The sequence below is a fragment of the uncultured Sphingopyxis sp. genome, assembly GCF_900078365.1.
Lineage (GTDB): Bacteria > Pseudomonadota > Alphaproteobacteria > Sphingomonadales > Sphingomonadaceae > Sphingopyxis.
On sequence record NZ_LT598653.1, the window covers coordinates 3,154,592 to 3,171,495 of the forward strand.

Genomic DNA, 16,904 nt, shown 5'->3' on the forward strand with positions numbered 1-16,904 from the left:
TAGACGTCTCGCCGCGCGAAACCCGCTCGAATCGGCCAGTTGCCCCCTCGGGACGATGAAGCGGGCGCGCCTGTGTGCGCTGCAACAAATCGGCGTGGTAAGGGTTCCTCCGAAGCGCATTCCGCGCCAGGCCCCAACGAGGAATCATGCTGCACCGAAAGCGGATCTTGTTCGCGATCAACTCGCTCGCGGGCGGCGGCGCCGAGCGCGTGCTCGCGACCTTGCTCGGCGGGTCGGAGCCATGGCGCGCGCGCTACGACATCCATCTCGCGCTGCTCGACGACGAACCGCGCGCCTATGATATTCCCGAATGGGTCGAGGTTCACCAGCTCGACGCCCGGCATAAATTGCTGCCGAGCTTGACCCAGCTACGCGCGCTGACCCGGCGGCTGGCACCCGACGCGACGCTCAGCTTCCTTACCCGCGCCAATATCGCCAATGGCTGGGCGATGGCGGGGCGCCGGCGGCCGTGGCTGATCAGCGAACGGGTCAACACCAGCGCCCATCTTGGCGATGCGTTCGCGGCGAAAGCGATGGTGCGTCTCGTCTATCCGCGCGCGGCGCACGTTATCGCGGTGTCCGAAGGGGTCGTCGACGATCTCGCCGCCCATTTCGGCGTGGCGCGAAGCCGCATGTCGGCGATCGCCAATCCGGTCGATCATCGGCGCATCGCCGAATTGGCCGCCGAGCCGCCCGCCTTCACCCCCGCCGCACCCTATATCGTCGCCGCCGGACGGCTCGTTCCCAACAAGAATTTTCCGCTGCTGCTGCGCGCCTATGCCAAGGCCGCGCCGCCGGAGCGGCTCGTCATCCTCGGCGAAGGGCCCGAGCGCGGCGCGCTGGAGGCGCTCGCCGCGTCGCTCGGCATCGCGGGCCAAGTCGATATGCCCGGCTTCGTCGCCAATCCCTTCGCGGTGGTCGCGCGCGCGCGGACCTATGCGATGCCCTCCAATGCCGAGGGGTTCCCGAACGGGCTGGTCGAGGCGATGGCGTGCGGCGTTCCCGTCGTCGCGACCAATTGCGCCTCCGGCCCGTCCGAGATTCTGGCCGACCGGCCGCGCGAGAGCGTCACCGGCGGGATCGATGTCGATGCGGGCGCGTTGGTGCCGACCGATGATGTGCCCGCCTTCGCCGCCGCCTTGCACCGGGTGCTCGCCGAACCGCATCGCGGCGAATGCGGCGCCCGCGCGCGCACCCGCTCGCTCGCCTACGGCGTCGAGCAGGCGGCCGCTCATTATTGGGCCCGGATCGAGGCGGTGCTCGCCGCGCCGACCCGATTCACGAACATTGCAGCATCAAGTCCGGGAGTGAGCTCATGAAATGGCATAAGCAGATCGCATTGGCGGGCGCGCTCGCGATGCTCGGCGCGTGCGCCGGGCAAGCGCCGCTCGCCGGTAGCGGCGCCGCGCCGCCGCCCGCCGAAGCCTTCCGCCTCTCGCCCGGCGACAAGGTCAAGATCGCGACCTTTGGCGAAGAGACGCTGACCGGCGATTTCGAAGTGTCGCCCGCCGGTACGATCGCCTTTCCGCTGATCGGCGAGGTCAAGGCCGCGGGGCTCCAGACCGATGAACTGTCGAAGGCGATCGAGGCGAAGCTCGGCGACGGCTATCTGCTCGAGCCCAAAGTTTCGGTCCAGGTTGCGAGTTTCCGGCCCGTCTATGTGCTCGGCGAAGTCAACAAGCCCGGCGAATATCCCTATACGCAGGGTCTGACCGTCCGCGGCGCGGTCGCCAAGGCCGACGGCTTTACCTATCGCGCCAACGAAAAGCGCGTCTTCCTGAAGCGCGCGGGCGAGGCCGGCGAGCGCGAATATGAGCTGACCGCCGATTTCCCCGTGCTCCCCGGCGACACGATCCGTTTCGGCGAGCGTTATTTCTGATGGACATCGCCAGCGCATCGCTCGCCCCCGCTCCGGCATTCGAGGAGTCCGTTTCGGAGGACAGCGGCAAGCCGCACCTGCGCGGTTGCCCGGTGAGCTTCGCCAAGCTCAAGGCGCTGCTCGCCGCCGACCTCTATCGTTACGCCGGCCGCACCGGCTTCGGCGCCTTCGCGCGGCATTATGCCTTCACCCCGGGGTATAAATATACCGTGCTGATGCGCACGACCGGCTGGCTCAAGCTGAAACCGGCCAAGGCCTTCGGTCTCTATCCGCTCGCCAAATGGCTGCTGCTGCGCGCGCGCTACAAATATGGCTTTGCGATCCCCGAATATATGGAAATCGGGCCGGGGTTGTTCCTCAACCGTTTCGGCGGCTTCTATTTTCACGGCGACGCGGTGCTCGGCAGCAATGTCAACATCACCCACGGCGTCGTGCTCGGCTATATGAACCGCGGCGGCCGGCGCGGCGCGCCGGTGATCGGCGACCGCAGCTTTCTGGGGTCGGGGGCCAAGGTCATCGGCGGCATCACCGTGGGCGCCGAGGCGGCGATCGGCGCTAATGCGGTGGTGACCAAGGACGTGCCCGAGCGCGGCGTGGTCGGGGGAATCCCGGCGAAGCTGCTCTCCGATCAGGGGTCGGCGGGCTATATCAACCGTCTCGCCCCGCCCGAACTGCTCGCCGCCTGCGAGGGGGCATTCCCTGGGTCGCGGCAAAGTCCGGCTGACCGGGATTAGAGTCTGCATCTTGACTGAATAACCCGTGTGCTCCCGCCTTCGCGGGGACACAGGAATTTTCAAATGCTTCAGTCCACGATTATGATCTACAATCCCGAGAAGGTCACCCCGACCGAGATGCGATTGTCGGTGAATTCGCGGCCGGCGTTGAAACCCCAGCTCGATTGGGTGCGCCGCTGCACGTCGAACCGCAGCGCCAGCCGCTTGCTCACCAAATAGGAGGCGTTGGCGCGCCAGGTCCAGCGGTCGTCGCGCCGGTCGATATTGTTGAAATCGCGCTTTTCCAGCTCGCCGCCCGCGCTGATGATCAGGTTGCGCAGCAGCTCGTAATCGGCGCGCAGCGTCATGTTGGTGGCAAGATAGCCCGTCGCGCCGTTGACGCCGGTTTCCTTGATGCCGCGATCGACCGTGCCGGTGATCGTCACCAGCGGGCTCAGGAAATAGGCGAGCTCGCCGCGCACGAGGAAGCCCGAGACATCCTCGAACTCGGCCGCCTTGTAATCCTGATGAAGATAGCCGAGGCGGAGCGAGCCGCGCGCCTTGCGTCCCAGCTCGAAGCTCGCCCCGGCGGCCAGATCGAAGCCGGTGGAATCCCGCGCGGCGACCGGGCCGCTGCGTTCGCGATAGTCGCGCTTGCCCAGCGATCCGGCGACGAACAGCGCGACGCTGGGGCTCAGCGCATATTCGCCGATCGCGGTGCCGGTATAGCTGGTATGATCGCGGAAATCCTGATCGATCGGGTCGCCGCCCGGCGTCACGCTGTCGCTGTAATCGCGGTTCTCGACATCGATCACGCCGCGCACGCGCAGGCGGTTGAAGACATGCGTATAGGTCGCGGTACCACCGTTCAGCGTGAAGCGGATCGGCCGCGACGCCTGCGTCGGGCTATCGGGCGAGACGCGTTCCTGGCTGTAGCGCCCGTGGCGCAGCGTGACGTCGAGCGTGTCCGACTTGCTGATCGTATAGAGCGCACCGGCATTTACCGCATATTGGGTGGCATTTTCGCTCGACCGGTCGGCGTAGCGGAGCAGGTCGAGTTCGCCCTCGAGCGACAGCTTGAGGTCCGGCGACGGCCGCACCAGCGAAATGCGCGGGCGGATGCGCAGATAGGCGTCGCCGATCTCGTCATTCGGCTGCGCATAGAGATTATCGTCATAACCCGCCCCGACCGCGATGCGCGGCATCAGTTCGAGCGAGCCGACGCGGATCGGCTCCGCCGTGTAGTCGGGGCGGCGGCGTTCGAGCACGCTGACATTGCGGTCGCGCCCGAAGCTGTTTTCCCTCGATACCGAACCGAGCCCGTCGGTCGCATCCGATTGCTGCGCGAACGCGGGCGCCGCCAGGCCGCAGCCGCCGAGCAGCGCGATGGAAAGGACGCGCTTCACCGGCGCGCCAGCGTCACGAGGATCGGCCGATGGTCCGATCCGGTCGCGGACAATCGCCGCGCCGACACCAGTCCCCAATCGGGCCCGGCATAAAGATGGTCGATCGGCAGCACGGGAACGGCGCGCGGCCAGCTGGGCGCACGCGTCATGCGAGTGAGCGGGGCAAGGGCGCGGTCCTGCTCGCGCATCGCCGCGGCCCAGGGGGTCAGGTTCATGTCGCCTGCAACGATCAAGGCGTCGCGATCGATCCGTGCCAGCGCCCGCGCCACGTCGCGCCTGCGCACCGCCTGATCGCGCGAGGTCGGCCGGGGATAATGGAGCGTCGCCACCCTGAACGGTTTTCCAGCCGGCGGCGCGATCCGCGCCCAGAGCAAGGCGGGGCCGAATTTGCGGCCGTTCCGATCCTTCAGGAAATAATCGCTATCGGCGATCGGCCAGCGCGAAAAAATGGCGAGGTCGCAGCCGCGCGGGCATTCGGCCGCATGGGCGAAATGCTGGTCCAGCGCCGCAAGCATCGGCCGGAAACTGCCGCTTACCTCCTGCAGCATCACCACATCGGGCTTCGCATCGATGATCGCCTGCGCGGTGCCGGCGGGGTCGGGATTGCCTTTCCAGACATTGTGCGTCAGCACATGAACCTGCGGCGCGTCCGCGGGGGCAGCGGGAATATCGCGCAGCCATTCGGGCGCGACACCGATGGCGACCGGTGCCAGCGCCAGCACGGCCGCGGCGACCGTCGCGCCCGGCCGCCACCGGGCAAGCAGCAGCCCCAGCAAGACCGCCGCGCCGAACAGCGGCAGGAAGGACGCAAGCAGGTCGAACCCTGGCACCCGTGAGCCCGCGAGCGACAGCCACGCAGCGAGACACCCCCCACCAGTCAGCAGGGAACCAAAGACGCGAACCAGCTTCATCATGCGCGGGCGCGCATCCGGTTGCGCAGGGCATGGCCCGATTGGCGGAGCGGTGCGGGGATCAGCTTCGCGGCGAGCAGCAAGGCAGCCGTTCCGGTCCCTTCGGGGAGATAGAGGTCGCTTAGCCGGATCGCCGTTCGCCCCGGATATTTCATCGCATAGCGGGCGTAATGCGCGATCTCCTGATTGACCAGACGGCGCAGCAATGCCGCTTCGTGCCCGGCGGCATTGGCGAGCATCGCCCGCGCCGTCTCGACCAGACAGGGCAGGTCGAGCGTCGTGGTCGATTTGCTGACCTTGTTGTCGCTGTCGCGGTGAAAGCGCGCGGTGATCCGCGGATCGTAACGCAGCGCGCCCTTCGCGAGCACGCGCAGCCACAGATCCTTGTCGCCCCCGCGCACCGCGCGTCCTTCGGGAAAGAGCCCGGCGTCGAATAGAGTGTCGCGGCGGATCGCGATCGCTCCGGTCCACATCGGACATTCGCGCACCGCGAGCCACGCCGCAAGGAAGTCCGCGAAGTCAAGGCTCCGCGCGCGGTCGAGCTGCGGCGCGATCCGCTGCGGCTGCACGCGATCGTCGAAGACATGGTCGAACCGCGTCGCCGCGGCACGCACGTCGGGGTCGGCGCCGATGCCCTCGGCAAGCACCGCCAGATGATCGGGCTCCCAAAGATCGTCGGCATCGAGGAAGGCGATCCAGTCGCCGCTGGCCGCCCGAATGCCGATATTGCGCCCGGCATAGCCGCCCGGCCCCGGCGCCGCGAGGTCGAGCAGCTTGATCCGTTCGTCCCCGATCGCGGCCGCCAGTTCGCGGCCGCCGTCGGTCGAGCCATTGTCGATCACGAGTATCTCATGCGCGGGAAAGCTTTGCGCGAGCGCGCTCTCGATCGCCGCGCGGACATGCGCAGCCTTGTTATAGAGCGGCATCACCACCGAAAAGCGCGGAGCGGGTCGGGAATTTGTCATCAGTCGCGTGCCGCCTTTCGTCCCCCCGCCAGATTGAGGAACTCGCCCACCGCCACCCCGGCGAGCTGCAACGTCAGCAGCATCACCGCCAGCCGGCGGCGGAGCGACAGTTCGCGCGTGATCGCCGCGCGGCGCAAGCGTCGCACCGTATCGACGGCGGTGATGCCGAGCACATGAGCGAGGCGCGGGCGTCCGGTGGTGCGATCCCAGCGCCCGCCGCTCAGCCGCTGGCGCTTGCGCACCAGCTCGGCGCGGCTCGCGCGCACCGGATGGCGCACGACCATCGCCGGCACATAGACGAGCGGATAGCCGGCCTCGCGGATGCGCAGCGCCATCTGGCGATCGCCGCCCGATTTCAGCGCCGCATCGAACCCGCCGAGTTCGCGAAGCACCGCCGTTTCGCTCGCCCAATTGGCCGTCGCGCAATTGCCGCGTGACGCATGCGCCTGCGGAAAGCTGAAAAGCCGTTCGTAATCGCCGAACACCTCGCGCTCGGGCGCGATTTCGTCGAACAGCTCGATTTTGCCCGCGAGCACGCCGAAACCCGGATTCGCCTCCGCCGCGCGCACGACCCGCTCCAGCCAGTCGGGCGCGGGCTCGCAATCGGCGTCGGTGAAGGCGGTGATCGGCGCGCGCACCCGCGCAATGCCGCGGTTGCGCGCGACATAGGAGCCGGGCCGCAGCTCTTCGAGCAGCTCGACGCCGGCGTAACTTCGCGCGATTTCGCGCGTGGCATCGCTCGACCCGTTGTCGACGACGATGATCTGATAGGCCTCGCGCGGCAAGGTCTGGCGCGCGAGCGCGTCGAGACAGCGGCCGAGCACGGCTTCGCCGTTCCATACGGGTATGACGACTGCGACTTCAAACATGGATTCGCCTGTTTAAGTGCCCCCGCAGGCATCCCAATCGGGTCGTCGCCCCATCCGGGTCAACCTCATGCTGCACCTGCGAAGACGAGCCGCCCCGTTGACCGGACGACCGGAGCCCGCGCGCCTTCGCTCGCAAATGTTTGCCCGCTACCAAGGATCGCGTCGGGCCGGTCGCCCGTTCTGCACCCGCGCAGGCTAGGGCGGCGACGGTGAATAGGAGACGTATATCCGTGGATGAGTTCCTGCCCGAATCGGGCGAAACCGCCGAAATATTGGTGGTGTCGCTCGAATCCGCCGAGGCTCGGCGCCACGCCTTCGCCGCGCGCGCCGCGGGCACGTCGCTCGCCTGGCGCTTCTTCGACGCCTGCACCGGCCCCGCGCCGGGCATGACGATCGACGAAACCGCGATCCGCCGCAACAAGGGCCGCGCGATGAGCAAGGGCGAGATCGGCTGCTACGCCAGCCATTTCTCGATCTGGCAGGACATGGTGGGTCGCGGCGTGCGCCAGGCGATCATCCTCGAGGACGATACGGTGGTCGACTGGGCTTATCTTGAGCCGCTCGCGCGCACCGACCTCCATGCGGAGGGCATCGATTATCTGAGGCTCTATGCCAAGCGGCCGACGTGGCAGCGCGTGGTCAAGCGCGACTTCCTCCAGCATTCGCGCGCGGTGGTCGAGCTGGTCGGCCTCGCCTACGGGACGCAGGGCTATGCGATCACCCTCGCAGGCGCGCGGCGGCTTGTCGAGCATTGCCGCACCGTCCGCCGCCCGATCGACGACGAGATGGACCGGTCGTGGGCGCATGGCCTGCCCAATCTCGCGCTCTATCCGGCGCCGATTCTCGAAGCGGCGATCGTCTCGGACATCGGCCATTCGCGCTTCGTTCCCAAGCACGACCCGCTCTATCATTCGGCAAGGCAAAAACTTTGGCGCCAGATCGAGCGCGCGCGGATGCGGATGCTGAAAGCGAGGCGCCTGCTTGAACGCTGACCTCCCCACCCGCTTCGACGAGGGGTTACGCGCACGCAGCCGCAGTTCGATCGGCTGGACGGTGACGCGCTTCCTGTCCGACCAGATTTTCTCCTTCGTCGTCTTCGTCATCCTCGCGCGCCTGCTGGCGCAGGCGGACATCGGCGCCTTTGCGGTGATGGCGGTGACCGCCGAGGCGTTCCGCATCATCGCAACCGCCGGCCTCGTTCAGACGATCGCGCGCAAGAGCGAAATCACACCGGCCTTCCTCGACACCATCTATCGCTCGCAGCAGGCCTTTTCCTTCCTCTCCGCCTTGCTGATCATGGCGCTGGCGCAGCCGATCGCCAATTGGATGGGTGCGCCGGACATCGCGCTCCCACTCGCGGTGATGAGCCTGACGCTGCCGATTTCCTCCTTCGGCGCGACCCACATGGCGCTGCGCCTGCGCGAGTTCGGGCACCGCACCACCGCGCTGCGCTCGGTCGCCGGCGGGCTGATCGGCGGGACCGCCGCCGTGGTTGCCGCCTTTGCGGGGCTCGGCCTGTGGAGCCTCGTGATCCAGCGCCTCGTCACCGAGATCGTCGGGCTCATCCTGTCACGCGCCTCCTATGACTGGAAGCCCGGCTGGCGGTTCGACTGGGCCATATTGCGCGGCAATCTGATGCTGAACGCCAGCCTGATCTATGTCCAGCTCGCCTTCCTCGCCACCGTCCGCGTGCAGGAAATGGCGATCGGCGCCGGGATCGGGCTTGCCGCCGTCGGCATCTATCGCACCGCCTGGCGCACCGTCGAGCTGATCGGCCGCGGCGCGATCCAGCCCTTCACCCAGGTCGCGGTGCAAACGCTCGCGCGCGTCAAGGACGATCCCGCCGAACTGCGCCGCGCCTATCGCTGGATGATTTCGCGCGCGTCGGCGCTGTCCTTTCCGGCGCTGGTCGGTTTCGGCGCGCTCGCTCCGATCGCGATCCCGACCATATTCGGCGCCAAATGGGCCGAGGCGGGGCAGCTCGCGCAGATCTTCGCCTTCATGGCGCTACCCTTCACGCTCAACTTCTTCGCCTCGCCCTCGCTCAGCGTGCTCGGCGCATCGCGCAGCCTGATCTCGCTGGCGACGACCCAGCTCGTGCTCGGCGTCGCCTTGACGCTCGCGGCGCTGCCCTTCGGCCTGTTCGCGGTCGCCGTCTCCTATGTCGGGCGCGCCTATCTCACCCTCCCGATGCAGATCTGGCTGCTCCGCCGCGCGTCGGGCATCCGGCCGATCGACAGCTTGCGCGCGGTTGCGCCGCCGCTCGTCGCTTCCTCGCTGATGGGCGTCGCGCTCGCGGTCGCGATGCGGCTGCTCGGCGACCGTCTCGCGGGTTGGCAAGCCCTGCTGCTGCTTACCGCGGTCGGGGCGCTCTTTTACGGTATCGCGTTGCTCGCCATCTCGGGGACGTGGCGCGGCCGCCTTCTCTCCCTCTCCCGACAGCTCAGAAAGAGCCCGATATGACCATGAAAAGCGCCGACCTGCTCGTCGGCGAACTCGCCGACCATTTTGCCCGCGTGCTCGATGCCGCGCTGCCGGCGGGCCGGCTGGCCCTCGTCGATTTTCCCGACCATTCCAATGTGGGAGACTCGGCGATCTGGCTCGGCGAGATGGCCTATCTGCGGAAACGAAACCGCCTTCCCGCCTATTATTCGGCGATCGCCGATTTCGACGACGAAGCGTGCCGGGCGGCGATCGGCGACGGTCCAATCCTGATCCACGGCGGCGGCAACATGGGAACGCTGTGGCCCAAGCACGAAGCCTTTCGCCTCCACCTCCTGCGCACGCATCGCGGTCGCCCGATTGTGCAGATGCCGCAGTCGATCCACTATGCCGACCCCGCCGCCGCGGCCGAGATGGCCGAAGCGATCCGCGATCACGGCCGCTTCACCCTGCTCGTCCGCGACGCCCGTTCGCTCGCCTTTGCCGAGCGGCATTTCGACTGCGCGATCCGGCTCTGCCCCGATGCCGCGCTGATGCTTGGCCGCCAGCAGCGCAGCCCGGCGACCGCGCCCGTCTTCGCGCTGCTCCGCACCGATCATGAGCGGGCACCCGGCGGCGCCAATGCCCTCCCCGCCGGGGTGGTCGCCGACGACTGGCTCGAAGAAGACCCCGCCCAAAAGCGCCGCCTGCGCCTGTCGCTGAAGCTCGGCCGCCTTTTCAACCGCGATCCGATGGCGCAGCGCGCGGCGCGGCAACAGCGCCTCGCCGAATGGCGGCTGCAGCGCGGGCTCGCGATGCTGTCCATCGGCGAGCTGGTCGTCACCGACCGGCTCCACGCGCATATCCTCTCCCTGCTGCTCGACATCCCGCATGTGCTGCTCGACAACAGCTATGGCAAGGTCGCGGGTTTCGCCGATCAATGGACCGGCGACTATGGCGGGCTGATGCGCGCGAGCGGCCGCGCCGAGGCTTTCGAAACCGCGCTCGCCAGCGTCGCGCCGCAGATCGTCGATGGCTGAGGGTTTGCCTCAATAGGCGTTGCGGTGGATCAGCACCTGCGCCGTGCGCACCAGGATCGAAACGTCGCGCAGCAGCGACCAGCCCTGCTGATATTCGAGGTCGGCGCCCAGCCGGTTGACGATGTCGCGCTTCGTGTTGGTCGCGCCGCGAAAACCGCGGATCTGCGCGAGCCCGGTGATGCCGGGCTTGAGCGCGTGGCGATGCCAATATTGCCTGTCGACCCGCCAGAACAGCTCATTCCCGGCGGTCGAGCCGAGCGCGTGCGGGCGCGGCCCGACGAGGCTCATCTCGCCCGACAGCACGTTGATCAGCTGCGGCAGCTCGTCGATGCTCGTCGCGCGGATGAATTTGCCGACGCGCGTGATCCGGTCATCGTCGCGGCTCGCCGAGCGCGCGCCGTTCGCGTCGGTCGCCTCGACGCGCATGCTGCGGAATTTGAGGATGCGGAAAATGCGGTTGCCGCGCCCCATCCGCTCCTGCCGGAAAAACACCGGTCCCGGCGAATCGAGTTTGATCGCGATCGCGACCAGCATCAGAAAGGGCGCCAGCACGAAGAGCGCCGGGATCGTCACCGCGAGGTCGAGCGCGCGCTTCTTGACCCGGTTGGCGCGGTTGAGCGGGCCCCACGACACGACCAGCGTCGTCACCCCGCCCGCTTGCCGCGTGGTCAGCGGCCCCAGTTCGGCGATCTCGGGCATCACGATCTCGCCGAGGATGTTCACGCCCTTCAGCGCGCGGGCCCATTCGACCTTGCGCTCGGGCGCGCAGGCGATCGTCACCCGGTCGTAATCCTGCAGCACCGTGCCGAGCCGGTCGAGCATATAGGGATCGTCGAGATCGGTGCGGAGCCCCGACGCGCGCGCGTCGATGATGTCGCGCTTCAGATAGGCCGGCGGCAGGTTCGCCCCGTCGACGATCACCAGTTCCGCGCTTAGCTCACCGAAAACGCGGCGCACGACATGGCAGACGAGCAGCCGCTGGGCGACGAGCAGCGTCACCGCGGTCACCATGCCCATGCCGAGGGCGAAACGCGGCACCTCTCCCGTCAACCGCAGCGAGAAGGCGGCGAGCAGGAAGACGAGCAGCGTCGTCGCGAAGGAAATCAGCGTCTGACGGCAGCTCTTGAGCGGCCGCGTCAGGCAGCGCGGGTTATAGGCCTGGTTCTGAAAGGCGATCGCCGCGTGGACGAGCAGCGCGCCGAACATCGCGGTGAGCAGCCCGTCCGAGATGTTCCGCGGCGCTTCGATGATCAGCGTCACGGCAAAGCCCGCCATCAGCGCCACCGCGTCGAGCCCCATCAGGGCGAGGCAGAGCCAGATTTTGGCGTCGCGTCGCGCCGCTTTCGCGAGCGGCGTCCGGACGGGCGCGCCCTGGAGCGCCAGGTCGATCTTGGTCATGGGATGGGGAGACTCCCTGAAGCACGCAATCTTGTTGCGATGCAACATGTCCGGGGTGGAGAGAAATACAAGCCGCCAGCGCGGGCTCGTGCCGGATACAGGATGATCCGTGCGGAAGACGTCTGGCGGAAGGTTTGGGTCGCGTTATCCATCCGAATAGGCTGTCAGCGCCCCGGCAATGGATTAAGGAAGCGGCATGTCCATTGATCCGACTCGCCACAGCCGGTTGGGTGCCGTGTCGACCACCGGCAGGACCTAGCACGCGATGGCGGACTATGTCTTCAAACCGCACGAACGGCCGACGCTGCCGGGATCGCCCGCCAACCCCGACCATCCCGGCCGGCGCCGGCTGCGCTATTTCCTCATCGGCTGCCTGATCGGGATCACGGGCGGGCTCGGCAACGCGCTCGTCACCGTGAACCTCAATTTCGCGCAGGGCACGCTGGGGCTCAACAGCGACGAGGCCGCCTGGCTGACCGCGGCCTATTTCATGACCAACGTCACGGCGAACCTGCTGCTGGTCAAATATCGTCAGCAATTCGGGCTCCAGCCCTTCATCCGCTACACGCTCGTCGCCTATGCCGTGACGACGCTGATGCACCTGTTCATCCATGATTTCTGGACCTCGGTCGCGGTCCGGGCGATGAGCGGGGTCGCGGCGAGCGGGCTGACGACGCTGACCATTCTCTATTTCTTCCAGGCGCTTCCGGCGCCCAAGCGGCTCGCCGCGGTGATGATCGGCATCTGCATCCCGCAGATCGCGACGCCGCTCGCGCGCATCCTGTCGCCGGGGCTGCTCGTCTGGGGCGAATGGCACAATCTCTACTGGTTCGAATTCGGGCTGGCGCTGGCGACGCTCGCGGCGGTGATGGCGCAGCCGCTGCCGCCCAGCGAGCGCGAGAAGGTCTTCGAGCCGCTCGACTTCGCGACCTTCGCCCTGCTCGCGCCGGGACTGTGGCTGCTGATCGCGGTACTATCGCAGGGCCGCATCCAATGGTGGACCGAACGCGCCTGGATGGGCTGGGCGCTCGCGGGAAGCGTCGCGCTGATCGCCGCGGCGGTGCTCGTCGAACATCATCGCCGTAACCCGCTCATCAACACCCGCTGGCTGGGCAGCCGCGAGATGCTCCGGCTGTTCGCGGTCGCCGCGTCGGTCCGCATCCTGCTGTCCGAACAGGCGTTCGGATCGGTCGGCTTCCTCACCGTCGTCGGCATGATCAACGACCAGATGGTCACCTTGCACCTGATCGTCGTGCTCGCCTCGATCGCCGGTCTTGCGACCGCGGTGCTGACCTTCCGCCCCGACAATCTGTCGCGGCCGATCATCATCGCGGTCGTGCTGATCGTGATCGGATCGTTCATGGATGCCAGTTCGAACAACCTCACGCGCCCGAGCAGCTTCTATATCAGCCAGGCGCTGATCGGCTTCGCCTCCCTGCTCTTCCTCGCGCAGGCGATGGTGATCGGCATCGCGCGCACGCTGCTCGCGGGCGGCAAGAATTTCATCAGCTTCGTCGTGCTGTTCAGCCTCAGCCAGAGCATCGGCGGCCTTGCCGGCAGCACCCTGCTCGGCACGTTCCAGACGGTGCGCGAGAAATATCATTCGCACGAACTGGTCCAGGACATCGTCGCGACCGATCCGCTCGTCGCGGCGCGGCTGGGTGCAGGGAGCCGCGCGGTCGCCGGAACGATCGGCGATCCGGTGCTGCGCCATGCCGAAGGCGCCGCGCTGCTGAGCCGGCAGGTCACGCGCGAGGCCAACATCCTCGCGTACAACGATGTTTTCCTGCTGGTCGGGGTCCTGGCGATCCTGATGACGATCTGGGGCTTCATGATCAGCCGGTCGGTTCGCCGGCGCAACGAACCGTCGCCGGTGATATTATTGGTGCAGCGCCTTCAGGCGCAGGCGCAGCAGGGGCAATGAGATGAGCGAAGAGCCGAAAGCGACGCCCGATGCCGAGGCGCACGAGCCGCAGATCGATCCGCCGCCGTCGTCGTGGCGCCCGCCCGCCAAGTCGCGCACGGCCGTGATCGTCATCGTCGCGGCGGCGCTCGCCGCGATCCTCGCGATCCTTTACGCCTGGAAGCTGCCGCCCTTCGCCGGCTGGGCGGAAAAGACCGACAATGCCTATGTGCGCGGGCGGGTGACGATCATCAGCCCGCAGGTCAGCGGCTATGTCACCCGCGTCCTTGTCCAGGATTTCGCCGAGGTGAAGGCGGGACAGACACTCGCGACGATCGACGACCGCATTTATCGCGCGCGCGTCGCGCAGGCCGAAGCGAATGTCGCGGCGCAGCAGGCCGCGCTCGCCAATTCGGCGCAGGCGCAGCGGTCGCGCGAGGTCGCCACCGATAGCCAGAATGCGGGCATCGCCAACGCGCAAGCCCAGCTCGCCCGGGCCGAGGCCGACATGCGCCGCGCGCGCACGCTCGTCGCCGACGGCTCGATCTCGACCCGCGAGTTCGACCAGACGCGCGCCGCGTTGCTCGCGGCGCAGGCCTCGCTGCAACAGGCGCGCGCCAGTCGCGCGATCGGGACGCAGGACGTGCGGACCGTCGTCGTCGGCCGCGCCGGGCTCGAAGCCGCCGTCGCCTCGGCGAAGGCGCAGCTTCGCCTCGCGCAGATCGACCTCGACAATACGGTCATCCGCGCGCCGGCCGACGGCCAGCTTTCCGAAATCGGCGTCCGCCAGGGTGCTTATGTCACCGCGGGCACGCAATTGCTGTCGGTCGTGCCGCACAATGTCTGGGTGATCGCCAATTTCAAGGAGGCCCAGACGAGCGATATGGCGGTCGGCCAGCCGGCGCGGTTCAGCGTCGACGCGCTCGGCGGCGCCGAACTCACCGGGCGGATCGAGAATCTGTCGCCGGCGGCGGGGTCCGAATTCGCGGTGCTGAAAGCCGACAATGCGACCGGCAATTTCGTCAAGGTCGCGCAGCGCATCGCGGTGCGGATCGCCATCGACAACGGGCAGCCGCTGGCGAAACGCTTGCGGCCGGGCATGTCGGTCGAGGTACGCGTCGACACCAGCGGCGGATCGCGGCGGTGAGGATAGCGCCCTTCGCGATCGCCGTGCTGGCAGGCACGCTGACCGCCTGCGCCGGGCCGAATGTCGCGCTCACCGAGGTCGCGCCCGTCGCGCCGCCCGCCGCGTGGCGAACCGAAGCGGGCGGCGCCGCGCCGCTGCAAGACGGCTGGTGGCAATCGTTCGGCGACCCGGCGCTGGCGGCGCTGGTGGAAAAGGCGCTCGCCCATAACAGCGACGTCGGCATCGCCGCGGCGCGCGTGCGCGAGGCGCGCGCCAATGTCGCGCTGGCGCGGGCGCAGACCCTGCCCGCGATCGACGCGACGCTCGGCGCCGGACGGTCGCGATCGGTGAACGCCTTCGGCCAGCCGGCCGAACAGAGCTTCGCCCAGCCGCAAGTCCAGATCGCCTATGAGGTCGACCTGTTCGGCCGCCTCGCCGACCAGCGATCGGCCGCGCGCGACGCCTTTTTCGCGAGCGAAGCGGCGCGCGACGCGGTGCGGCTGTCGGTCGCTGCGGCGGTGGCGAACAATTATGTCGTGCTGCGCAGCCTCGACGCGCGGCTCGCGGTCGCGCGCGAAACGGTGCGCGCGCGTTCCGAATCGTTGCGGATCACGAAATCGCGCGTCGGATCGGGCTATTCGCCCAAGCTCGAACTTCAACAGGCGCAGGCCGAATATGACGCGACCGCGCAGATCGTCCCGCAGCTCGAGCTCGGAATCGCGCGCACCGAAGATGCGTTGAGCCTGCTCGTCGGTGAGACGCCGCGCGCGATCGATCGCGGTGTTCCCCTCGATCGCCTGACCGTGCCCGCGATCCCCGGCGGCCTGCCCTCCGAACTGTTGCGCCGCCGGCCCGATGTCGCGCAGGCCGAATATCAGCTCGCGGCGTCGGACAAGAATCTCGCGGCAGCGCGCAAACGTTTCCTCCCGCAAGTGCGTCTCACCTCGGCGGCGGGTGCGGCCTTTTCGACGCTGCTCGGCGATCCGATCACCATCTGGTCGGTCGGCGGCAGCATCCTCGCACCCATCTTCCAGGGTGGCCGCCTGACCGCGCAGGCCGATGCGGCAGGGGCGCAGCGGGACCAGGCGGCTTTCGCCTATCGCCGCGCCGCGCTCACCGCGTTCCGCGAGGTCGAAGATGCGCTCGCGGCGGTCAGGCGGATCGACGAGCAGCTATTGTTCGCGCAGTCGCAGCGCGACGCGCTCGCCGAAGGGCTGCGCCTCGCGACCAACCGCTACCGCGAAGGCTATTCGCCCTATCTCGAACAGCTCGACGCGCAGCGCGGGCTGCTCGGCGCCGAATTGTCGCTGGTCCAGCTGCGCGCCGACGCGCTCACCGCACGCGTCCAGCTGTTTCAGGCGATGGGCGGCGGGTGGGCGCCCTGCGGAGCGCCCGACGCGCCCTGCGCCCCCGAAATCTAGGGTTTGTGGGGATTCAGGTCGAATCCTTTCCCTATATGTAAAAGCCGTGCGTCCCCGCGAAGGCGGGGACCCATCTCCGGCCGGCTCCATCTTGCACCGACCGGAGATGGGCTCCCGCCTTCGCGGGAGCACATGGCTTTTTTATAGCGAAGAGAGAATATTCGACCCGAATCCCCACAACCCTTAGATTTCGGCCGCAAGTTCGACCCGCGCCTGCCGGAACACCTCGAGGCTGCCCCATATCGCGAGCCCCGCCATGATCGCCGCGACGGCGAGGTCGGGCCAGCTGCGCCCCGTGCCGAACACACCCAGCGCCGCGCCCATCACCGCGAGGTTGCCGATCGCGTCGTTACGCGAGCAGATCCACACCGAACGCATGTTCGCGTCCCCCGTCCGGTAGCGATAGAGCATCAGCGCGACCGCGACATTGGCGGCGAGCGCGAGCGCGCCGATCGCCCCCATCGTCTCGGCATGCGGCGCCGATCCGGCGACGAAGCCCCACACCGCCGCCCCGAACACCCAAAGCCCGAAGGCCAGCATCGTCGCCGCCTTCAGCAAGGCGGCGCGCGCACGCCATGCGAGCGCCATGCCCGCGACGCCGAGGCTGATCGCATAATTGGCGCTGTCGCCCAGGAAATCGAGCGCGTCGGCCTGCAGCGCGCGTGAGTCCGCCGCGACGCCCGCGACGATCTCGACGCCGAACATCACGGCGTTGATCAGCAGCGCTAACCACAGGATTCGCCGCCACTTGGGGTCATTGAGCGCGGTCTTGCCGCTTTTGCCGGCACAGCATTGATCGGCCATCGCCGAAATCTCCTGTCATCTTCGAGTCGGCACCCTATATGGACCCTG

At 67.9% G+C, this 16,904-nt stretch carries 15 protein-coding genes; 9 read left to right on the forward strand and 6 right to left on the reverse strand.

Translation table 11 applies throughout. The annotated features are described in order from the left end of the window. Positions 1 to 146 precede the first annotated feature (146 nt). Genes QZL87_RS14635 through QZL87_RS14645 form a run of 3 tightly spaced genes read left to right on the forward strand, consistent with a single transcriptional unit; the run spans position 147 to position 2,613 of the window. The gene (locus QZL87_RS14635) at positions 147 to 1,319 is read left to right on the forward strand and encodes a glycosyltransferase (protein ID WP_295320723.1); all 1,173 of its coding nucleotides are present in this window, start codon (positions 147 to 149) and stop codon (positions 1,317 to 1,319) included. Next, positions 1,316 to 1,879, forward strand: a complete 564-nt coding sequence (locus QZL87_RS14640; protein WP_295320725.1) for a polysaccharide biosynthesis/export family protein — start codon at positions 1,316 to 1,318, stop codon at positions 1,877 to 1,879. The genes QZL87_RS14635 and QZL87_RS14640 overlap by 4 nt, the downstream gene beginning before the upstream one ends. Beyond that, positions 1,879 to 2,613: a serine acetyltransferase gene (locus QZL87_RS14645; protein ID WP_295320728.1), complete on the forward strand. Its 735-nt coding sequence runs from the start codon at positions 1,879 to 1,881 to the stop codon at positions 2,611 to 2,613. Before QZL87_RS14640 ends, QZL87_RS14645 begins: the two co-directional genes overlap by 1 nt. Before the next feature lie 86 nt (positions 2,614 to 2,699). Here QZL87_RS14645 and QZL87_RS14650 read toward each other — a convergent pair whose 3' ends face one another. The 4 genes from QZL87_RS14650 to QZL87_RS14665 are packed head-to-tail and all read right to left on the reverse strand — an operon-like array spanning position 2,700 to position 6,743. Continuing rightward, positions 2,700 to 3,998 (reverse strand): outer membrane beta-barrel protein, encoded by a 1,299-nt coding sequence (locus QZL87_RS14650; protein ID WP_295320730.1) that lies wholly within the window; start codon positions 3,996 to 3,998, stop codon positions 2,700 to 2,702. After that, positions 3,995 to 4,912 carry an endonuclease/exonuclease/phosphatase family protein gene (locus QZL87_RS14655; RefSeq protein ID WP_295320732.1) on the reverse strand — a complete coding sequence of 306 codons (918 nt, stop codon included), beginning with the start codon at positions 4,910 to 4,912 and terminating at the stop codon, positions 3,995 to 3,997. Before QZL87_RS14655 ends, QZL87_RS14650 begins: the two co-directional genes overlap by 4 nt. Continuing rightward, the gene (locus tag QZL87_RS14660; RefSeq protein ID WP_295320735.1) at positions 4,909 to 5,874 is read right to left on the reverse strand and encodes a glycosyltransferase family A protein; all 966 of its coding nucleotides are present in this window, start codon (positions 5,872 to 5,874) and stop codon (positions 4,909 to 4,911) included. Before QZL87_RS14660 ends, QZL87_RS14655 begins: the two co-directional genes overlap by 4 nt. Next, complete coding sequence (locus QZL87_RS14665; RefSeq protein WP_295320737.1) at positions 5,874 to 6,743, reverse strand: glycosyltransferase family A protein; 870 nt, start codon at positions 6,741 to 6,743, stop codon at positions 5,874 to 5,876. The genes QZL87_RS14660 and QZL87_RS14665 overlap by 1 nt, the downstream gene beginning before the upstream one ends. A gap of 230 nt (positions 6,744 to 6,973) precedes the next feature. Here QZL87_RS14665 and QZL87_RS14670 point away from each other — a divergent pair, with 230 nt between their 5' ends. From QZL87_RS14670 to QZL87_RS14680, 3 genes are read left to right on the forward strand one after another with little or no spacing between them, the layout of a single operon-like run. Beyond that, positions 6,974 to 7,735: a glycosyltransferase family 25 protein gene (locus QZL87_RS14670; RefSeq protein WP_295320738.1), complete on the forward strand. Its 762-nt coding sequence runs from the start codon at positions 6,974 to 6,976 to the stop codon at positions 7,733 to 7,735. After that, a complete protein-coding gene (locus QZL87_RS14675; protein ID WP_295320740.1) occupies positions 7,725 to 9,206 on the forward strand; it encodes a lipopolysaccharide biosynthesis protein in 1,482 nt (493 codons plus the stop codon). The genes QZL87_RS14670 and QZL87_RS14675 overlap by 11 nt, the downstream gene beginning before the upstream one ends. Then, positions 9,203 to 10,204, forward strand: a complete 1,002-nt coding sequence (locus tag QZL87_RS14680; RefSeq protein WP_295320742.1) for a polysaccharide pyruvyl transferase family protein — start codon at positions 9,203 to 9,205, stop codon at positions 10,202 to 10,204. The genes QZL87_RS14675 and QZL87_RS14680 overlap by 4 nt, the downstream gene beginning before the upstream one ends. 9 nt (positions 10,205 to 10,213) lie before the next feature. Here QZL87_RS14680 and QZL87_RS14685 read toward each other — a convergent pair whose 3' ends face one another. Then, a complete protein-coding gene (locus tag QZL87_RS14685; protein WP_295320745.1) occupies positions 10,214 to 11,602 on the reverse strand; it encodes an exopolysaccharide biosynthesis polyprenyl glycosylphosphotransferase in 1,389 nt (462 codons plus the stop codon). Positions 11,603 to 11,867: 265 nt separating this feature from the next. Between QZL87_RS14685 and QZL87_RS14690 the strand changes: the two genes are divergently transcribed. The 3 genes from QZL87_RS14690 to QZL87_RS14700 are packed head-to-tail and all read left to right on the forward strand — an operon-like array spanning position 11,868 to position 16,052. Continuing rightward, the gene (locus QZL87_RS14690) at positions 11,868 to 13,526 is read left to right on the forward strand and encodes an MFS transporter (protein WP_295320748.1); all 1,659 of its coding nucleotides are present in this window, start codon (positions 11,868 to 11,870) and stop codon (positions 13,524 to 13,526) included. Position 13,527: 1 nt separating this feature from the next. Continuing rightward, the gene (locus QZL87_RS14695) at positions 13,528 to 14,652 is read left to right on the forward strand and encodes an HlyD family secretion protein (RefSeq protein ID WP_295320750.1); all 1,125 of its coding nucleotides are present in this window, start codon (positions 13,528 to 13,530) and stop codon (positions 14,650 to 14,652) included. Beyond that, positions 14,649 to 16,052, forward strand: a complete 1,404-nt coding sequence (locus QZL87_RS14700; RefSeq protein ID WP_295320752.1) for an efflux transporter outer membrane subunit — start codon at positions 14,649 to 14,651, stop codon at positions 16,050 to 16,052. The genes QZL87_RS14695 and QZL87_RS14700 overlap by 4 nt, the downstream gene beginning before the upstream one ends. A 183-nt stretch (positions 16,053 to 16,235) precedes the next feature. On the opposite strand, the gene QZL87_RS14705 is transcribed toward QZL87_RS14700, so the two are convergent. Continuing rightward, on the reverse strand, positions 16,236 to 16,856 hold the full coding sequence (locus QZL87_RS14705; RefSeq protein WP_295320754.1) for a cation transporter: 621 nt from the start codon (positions 16,854 to 16,856) through the stop codon (positions 16,236 to 16,238). Positions 16,857 to 16,904 lie beyond the last annotated feature (48 nt).

What these genes read in the sequence shown, in the direction of transcription:
- QZL87_RS14635 (WP_295320723.1), top strand. Translation starts at nt 147, where the DNA reads ATGCTGCACCGAAAGCGGATCTTGTTCGCGATCAACTCGCTCGCGGGC.
- QZL87_RS14640 (WP_295320725.1), top strand. Translation starts at nt 1,316, where the DNA reads ATGAAATGGCATAAGCAGATCGCATTGGCGGGCGCGCTCGCGATGCTC.
- QZL87_RS14645 (WP_295320728.1), top strand. Translation starts at nt 1,879, where the DNA reads ATGGACATCGCCAGCGCATCGCTCGCCCCCGCTCCGGCATTCGAGGAG.
- QZL87_RS14655 (WP_295320732.1), bottom strand. Translation starts at nt 4,912, where the DNA reads ATGATGAAGCTGGTTCGCGTCTTTGGTTCCCTGCTGACTGGTGGGGGG.
- QZL87_RS14660 (WP_295320735.1), bottom strand. Translation starts at nt 5,874, where the DNA reads ATGACAAATTCCCGACCCGCTCCGCGCTTTTCGGTGGTGATGCCGCTC.
- QZL87_RS14665 (WP_295320737.1), bottom strand. Translation starts at nt 6,743, where the DNA reads ATGTTTGAAGTCGCAGTCGTCATACCCGTATGGAACGGCGAAGCCGTG.
- QZL87_RS14680 (WP_295320742.1), top strand. Translation starts at nt 9,203, where the DNA reads ATGACCATGAAAAGCGCCGACCTGCTCGTCGGCGAACTCGCCGACCAT.
- QZL87_RS14685 (WP_295320745.1), bottom strand. Translation starts at nt 11,602, where the DNA reads ATGACCAAGATCGACCTGGCGCTCCAGGGCGCGCCCGTCCGGACGCCG.
- QZL87_RS14690 (WP_295320748.1), top strand. Translation starts at nt 11,868, where the DNA reads ATGGCGGACTATGTCTTCAAACCGCACGAACGGCCGACGCTGCCGGGA.
- QZL87_RS14695 (WP_295320750.1), top strand. Translation starts at nt 13,528, where the DNA reads ATGAGCGAAGAGCCGAAAGCGACGCCCGATGCCGAGGCGCACGAGCCG.
- QZL87_RS14705 (WP_295320754.1), bottom strand. Translation starts at nt 16,856, where the DNA reads ATGGCCGATCAATGCTGTGCCGGCAAAAGCGGCAAGACCGCGCTCAAT.